Source organism: Streptomyces hirsutus (genome assembly GCF_001418415.1).
Lineage (GTDB): Bacteria > Actinomycetota > Actinomycetes > Streptomycetales > Streptomycetaceae > Streptomyces > Streptomyces hirsutus.
In genome coordinates, this window is sequence record NZ_LIQT01000033.1 from 1 (window position 1) to 6280 (window position 6280).

Here is a 6280-nt window from a genome sequence, read left to right on the forward strand (position 1 = left end):
GACGTTAAACGCCAAGCTCAGCCCACATGCCACCAGTCACCCACGCTTCCGCGCCGCGTAACCCTCCCTCGGGGAACAGAAATACCGCCCAGTACAGCTGAGCAACAGCAGGTCGCAACCAAGATCAATACGCAAGTGCAACAGCTACGCCACACGTTCAGCGGTTGACTGCCCCGACAAGGACGACGAGCGCGGTGAGGACGGCCGCGAGAGGCATCGCCATCGCAGCCGGGACCCCGAGGACTCGCCGGTCCGCGGGCCGCTGCTGATGGGCGAGTCTGAGCGCCACCCACGCCGCCTGCGCGAGTACGCCGCCAACGAAGGCGAGCAGCAGCGGCATGAGGCCGTCCGGAATCGGCAAAGCGCTCGTCACAAAGGCTCCCGCGACCGGACTCAAGCAGGCCAGCCCGATCCATGGAGCCACGCGCCGTCTCGGTTGCGCCCCCAGCAGAGCGGCCAGCGCCAGGCCCTCGCCGGCCGCGTGCACCAGGAGCGCCGCCACCACGGCGACCGAGGCGGTCAGCGCCAGGGTCGCCCCCTCCAGGAAGCGGTGCAGAGCGAGCCCCGATGCCACGCCGATGCCGCCCGCACGACCCGGCTCGCACGGGCAGCCCATACGGACCACGGCGCCCATCACCCCGTACGAGGCGAGTGCGGTGAGCAGCACCGTCCAATGCGGCACGCCGGCCTCATGGGCCTCGTTCCACGCGTCGGGCAGAAGATCGAGGACCGCAATGATCAGCAAAATCCCTGACGCGGCGGCCAGCAGAAGTGCCGGCCGGCCGAATCCACGCCGCGCCAGCCAGGCGCCTACTACAGTGGCCACAGTCACCAGGACCACGGCCACCAGCGTTGCGGTGAAGGGCAGCTGCCACCCGGTTCCGTCGTCGGTGTGCGCGCCTGCTGCGTAGAGCACGGAGAGCATGCCCCCTTCCTACGAGGGTGGCGGGCTTATGTGCGCAGTGCCCGGGTGAACCGGCTCCGTCAGCGGCGGTAGCAGTACGAATCCGAGGAGGCGTCGCCGCCCTGCAGGCGTATCTGGTGCACGCGCAGGCCGAGGAAGTCCGGGCCGTGCGGGAAGAAGCGGCTGTCGACGGAGAGCCCGCCGTGCGCGGTGTCGGCGTCGAGTTTGATCATCCACGGGTCGATGCCCGCGGGATAGAGCTGCGCGTCCCAGGCGGCGTACAGGGAGTTCGTCAGGTACACGCGCCGCCCGTCGCGGCTGAGCTCGACCATCTGCGCTCCGCCGGTCAGCGGAGTGTCCGGCTCGGCGGGGTGCGGCTGTCGGCCGACGACGCCGCCAAGACGCACGGACGCCGTCTGCCTGGGATGGAACGGGTCGCTCACGTCGTACTGGAGCAGATCGCCGGTTCCCCAGGCGGATACGTACAGCCACTGGTCGTCCACCGACAGGTCGATGTCGGTGATGAATGGGGGCACGGCGCCGAACGGCTGCAGCGCCGGGGGCAGGTCCTCCGTCTGCGCGGGCTCGGCCGGGACGGTGAGCACCTTGCGGACGGCGAAGTCCTCGCCCTCCCGGTTCCACAGCCACACCGACGCCGACAGGTCCTCCACGTTGACCACGGTGTTGGTGAACCCCCACGTGGCCTCGGGGTCGTGCGCGGGGCGCAGTTCCAGCACCATCTGGTTCTCGTCCCCCAGATCGACGCGCTGCAGGTGCCGGCCGGAGTCCAGCTCCCAGAAGTGCAGTGAGTGGCCGTAGCGGCGATCCAGCAGCAGTTCGGGGACGAGGCCGTCCTCGATCATCGAGGGGGTCCCCCACTCGCTGGTCACGGCGATGTTCTGGCGCAGGTGCCACCAGAGGTCGTAGGCGAGCCGCTGCGGTCCGCGGTCGCTCTCCCAGGCGCGCAGCACTTCGAAGCTTTCGTGGTCCAGCAGCGCGACGCCGCCGGGCCCGTCCGCCCCGTCCGCGCCGCCCAGGCAGGACAGGAACATTCCGTCGGGGCCGCAGTGGAGTGTGTGCGGACGCGAGTATCCGGCCTTGGCGGCCAGCTCCTCGGGCTCGACCACCTTGACCAGGCGCGGACGGGCGGGATCGGGGCCGGTGTCGAGGACGTGCAGCCGGGAGGAGCGCAGTCCGGGGACGATGAGGTAGCGCCGCGCAGCGTGATGATGACCGGCATGCGCCAGCGCGCTCGAGCAGGCGTTCCAGCCGAAGTGGTGCAGTTCGTTGCCCAGGTCGGGCAGCTCGGCATGGGAGGTCACGCGGCCGTATACCGGGGATTCGGGGTCGGTGTCGACGGTGAACAACGCGTCCGCGCGCTGTGCGGCCGGGTCGAAACCGACGACATAGGCGAGCTTCTCCGGGGGTGCGGCGACGGCGTCCGCCGGAGTGCGGTACAAGGTGGGGTCACTGTGCTCGCCGCGGTCGTGAGCGTGCTCGGTCGTCGTCATGGCTGCTCCTTACTCCCGAACGGGAGCCTGGAGCCGGGGCCTCCCGGGAGGCAGTCGACCCCACCCGTTCGAGATCGATATGGAGGTACCGGACATATACGCCCTGAAGCCAGGGTTTCACAGCCCCAAAGCACTGCCAACGCGGCAGCGCGGCGGCGCGGGCCGCCTCAGTGTGCGGCCCGTCTCCGGCACGCCCGGGAGCGGCGGCACCGAGCGAACACCGGGCCTTCCGGCCGCCCCGCCGGTCGACCGTGTCGGACGCCGCTCGCTGATCGGGCCTGATCGACCGGACAAGATCTATCGAGCAGGCTGATGAGCCGGTGGAAGATCCGGGTGATCGTGTGCCACTGCTTGCGTGACGCCATCAAGGTCCGTCCGGAGGATCTCGTCGATCACCGGCTTGTACGGATCCAGAGCGGTCGCCCGCGACGGCATCTTCTTGCCTGAATCCGCCAGGCCGAATCCAGTGCCTGGCGAACCGTCCGCCACGTCACTCCGTGCCTGCGCTCAAGCTCCCGCATCGACATGCCGCCGCGATGGTCACGCCGGATCACCGCGCACAGCCCGACCTTCGACATCTGCGGGTGCTGTCACGTTGACTGACCGGGTGGGACGATCTTCGGGTTGGTCATGGTGGAGGGGAACCGTCCGTGGACAGCGCGTCGCCGTCGTACAGGGGGCATCGGTATCCGGTCGAGGTGATCTCCCCCTGCGTGTGGCTGTACTTCCGTTTCCCGCTCAGCTTCCGCGAGGTGGAGGAGCTGATGCTGCAGCGCGGCGTGATCGTCTCCTATGAGACGGTCCGGCGGTGGTGCGCCAAGTTCGGGCAGGCCTATGCGAACGGACTGCGCCGCCGTCGGCCGCGGCCCGGGGACACATGGCATCTGGACGAAGTGTTCGTGAAGATCAACGGGGAGCTGAAGTACCTGTGGCGGGCCGTCGACGCCGGCGGCAACGTCCTGGACATCCTCGTGCAGAACCGGCGGGACAAGGCCGCCGCCCGGCGCTTCTTCCGCCGCCTGCTGAAGAAGACGCGTGCGGTCCCGCGGGGGATCGTCACCGACAAGCTGCGCTCCTACGGCGCCGTCCACCGCCAGGTCATGCCCTCCGTGGAGCACCGCTGTCACAAGGGCCTGAAAAATCGGACCGAGAACAGCCACCGGCCCACGCGGCAACGCGAGCGCGCGGTGAAAGGCTTCCGATCGGTGGGTGTCGCACAACGGTTCCTGGCCGCGTTCAGCGGCATCTCACCCCACTTCCGACCCCACCGCCACCTGATGACCGCCTCGAACTACCGCACCGAGATGACTGTCCGCTTCGCGATCCGGGACCAGATCACCGGCGCTGCCAACCTGCCCACCACGGCCTGAACACAGGCCCGGGCCGCGGGCCCACCACGCCCCGACGCACCATCAGGCAGTCACGCACCCAACAACGTGACAATGCCCTCAGCACGGTTCCGGGCCCGCTCCGCCTCGAGCAGGCTCTCTGCGTGATCGCGCTCCTCGCGTCGCTGCTCGGCCTGGGCGGTGAGGAATTCACGCCAGCTCGGGCCGGCGCGGCGCGGGGCCGGGCCGATGCCGGCCGCGTGCAGGATTTCCCGGACCGTGGACGGTGCGATCGGATGCCCCAGCCCGGCCGGCTCACCCTGGATCCGCCGATGGCCCCACCGCGGGTTCTCCTTTGCCAGACGCAGAACCAGCTTCTTGAGCGCGGCGGCCGTGGGAGAGCGGCCGGTGCGGCATCGGTCGGCGTAGTCCCACTTCTTGGGGATCAGCCTGCGGTGCCAGGCCGGCAGCGTCCCCGGCGTGAGCGGAAAGATACAGCTCCAGCGCCGGCACGGTATCAGCGACGACAGCGCGACCGGCCAGAACCGGTCCGCGGGCTCGTAGCGGACCGGACCTGCGAGTTGCCGTCGCAGCACCGCGTTCTCGTGTCACAGCACCAGCAGTTCGGCTCCCTGGCCGTGTCCCGGCGCAGCAGGACCGCAGGCACGGACAGCAACGCCCGGGTGGCCCGGTACCAGCAGCGAGATGATCACTGGTGCAGCATCCCAACCACCGCCGAGGAGTCCCGCACGCGAACTCCCACCTGCAGCGATGACTTTACGAGCCCCACACGGTCTGCCGCGCAGTGCCATGCCGGCGTAGGTCACGGCGTTCAGAGCGGTGGTGCCGGCCGCTCCTGCGGCCGGCACCACGCGCGATGCTTCGGATCACGCCGTTCCGGGTTCCCCTGGCTTCTGCGACCAAAACGGCGTGCATCGTGTCGTAGGGGAAGGGGCGTCAGCCATCGGCGGTATTGACGCGCTGAGGTACGGGCGGCTGAGCCACGTCGACCAGGCGTATCTGCGGCTCCTCTGAAAGGGCACGGTTTCCATGGCTGACAAGCCCGCAATCGTTTTGGTACACGGCGGTTCCGCTGACGGGTTGTCCTCGACCAGGTAGGCGAGCGCGATGCGCCGACCGTCGGCCACGTACCACGACTTGATCAGGTCCAGTTCGCCCCGTCGCTGCGCGGCCTGGGCCATCTCCGTCCACAGCTGCCGGGGCTCGTCGGCCAGCTCCGGTTCGAGCTGGTAGTGCTGATCGGCGCGGTCGGCGGCGATTGAGCCGTGGTCCGCTCAAGTATGCGGTCCGAGCTGGGCGGATTATCGATCGGCACACACAGCGTCAGTGAGTGGTGAGCACCATCCGGAAGCGGGCGGCGCCGGACATCATCCTCTGGTAGGCCTCGTCGGCCTGATCCAGCGGCACGATCTCGACCATCGGCCGGATTCCGTGCAGGGCGCTGAACGCCATGGTGTCCTGCACGTCCTGCGCGGTGCCGGACGGGTGACCTCGGATGATCTTGCCGCTCATGAGCAGCTGGTTCGGGCTGATTCCCAGCGGAGCGGCGTCCGCACCGATGATCACCAGCTCGCCGCGGGGGGAGAGCCCTTCCACGGTCGCCGTGGTGGCCTCGGAGTTGGCGGCGGTGGCCAGCACTACTCTGGCGCCGCCGAGGGACTGGAGCGCGTCGGCGACGGGGGTGTCCGCGGTGCTGTCGATGTAGTGGTGCGCGCCGAGTTGCTTGGCGAAGTCGGCCTTGTCGGCTCCGCGGGCGATGGCCACGGTCTCGAAGCCCATCGCGGCCGCGAACTGCACCCCCAGGTGGCCGAGGCCGCCGATGCCGAGTACGGCGACCAGGTCGCCCGGCTGTGCGGAGCTGCGCCGTAGCCCGTTGTAGGTGGTCACTCCCGCGCAGGCCATGGGCGCCGCATCGGTCGCCGCCAGGGCGTCGGGGATTCTGGCCAGGGCGTCGAGCGGTGCGATTACCGTCTCGGCGTAACCTCCGTCGTATGCCCATCCAGGGATCTTCAGGTTCTCGCACACGATGAAGTCGCCCTGTCTGCAGGGCGTGCAGTGGCCGCAACTGCCGCCGAACCAGCCGACCGTCACCCGGTCGCCCACCTGCCAGCCACCGCTGTTTGTTTCCTCGCCCAGCTCCTCGATGCGCCCGGCGATCTCATGCCCGGGGACCAACGGAAACTGCACGCCTGGCAGCATCGCGTTGACGAAAATGGCGTCGCTGTGACAGATCCCGCAGGCGTCCACGGCGATCCGTATGCTGCCGGGGCCCGGCTGCGGTACCTCACGCTCGACGATCTCAAACGGACCGCCGGCGGCGGCCACCTGCGCGACACGATAAGTGCTCATCTGGATCTCTCCCGGTAGCACGACGGCCCCCACAACCAGCACACCAGCTCCGACCCGATCACGCGCGCCGAGCCAGGCGAGCACCCGGCATAAGACGCAGACTGAAGCACACAGGCGCTGGCACCGGGACAAGGCCACGGAACGAGTGGAGTTACCCCGGTCTGACA

5 protein-coding genes are annotated in these 6280 nt (G+C 69.1%); 1 reads left to right on the plus strand and 4 read right to left on the minus strand.

Translation table 11 applies throughout. The features are described from left to right. Window positions 1-157: 157 nt before the first annotated feature. Complete coding sequence (locus AOK11_RS44415; protein WP_240497193.1) at window positions 158-925, minus strand: ZIP family metal transporter; 768 nt, start codon at window positions 923-925, stop codon at window positions 158-160. 59 nt (window positions 926-984) lie between these two features. After that, on the minus strand, window positions 985-2415 hold the full coding sequence (locus AOK11_RS02805; RefSeq protein WP_055592025.1) for a selenium-binding protein SBP56-related protein: 1431 nt from the start codon (window positions 2413-2415) through the stop codon (window positions 985-987). A gap of 650 nt (window positions 2416-3065) precedes the next feature. On the opposite strand from AOK11_RS02805, the gene AOK11_RS02810 reads away from it, so the two are divergent. Further along, window positions 3066-3785, plus strand: coding sequence for an IS6 family transposase (locus tag AOK11_RS02810; RefSeq protein ID WP_055592026.1), 720 nt, complete (start codon window positions 3066-3068; stop codon window positions 3783-3785). A gap of 50 nt (window positions 3786-3835) precedes the next feature. On the opposite strand, the gene AOK11_RS02815 is transcribed toward AOK11_RS02810, so the two are convergent. Then, on the minus strand, window positions 3836-4339 hold the full coding sequence (locus AOK11_RS02815) for a hypothetical protein (RefSeq protein WP_338058908.1): 504 nt from the start codon (window positions 4337-4339) through the stop codon (window positions 3836-3838). Between the two features lie 748 nt (window positions 4340-5087). Beyond that, window positions 5088-6113, minus strand: a complete 1026-nt coding sequence (locus AOK11_RS02820; RefSeq protein WP_055592027.1) for an alcohol dehydrogenase — start codon at window positions 6111-6113, stop codon at window positions 5088-5090. Between the last annotated feature and the right edge of the window lie 167 nt (window positions 6114-6280).

Bases quoted from the DNA above. Each gene is read 5' to 3' on its own strand.
- AOK11_RS44415 (WP_240497193.1), bottom strand. From the start codon at position 925: ATGCTCTCCGTGCTCTACGCAGCAGGCGCGCACACCGACGACGGAACC.
- AOK11_RS02805 (WP_055592025.1), bottom strand. From the start codon at position 2,415: ATGACGACGACCGAGCACGCTCACGACCGCGGCGAGCACAGTGACCCC.
- AOK11_RS02820 (WP_055592027.1), bottom strand. From the start codon at position 6,113: ATGAGCACTTATCGTGTCGCGCAGGTGGCCGCCGCCGGCGGTCCGTTT.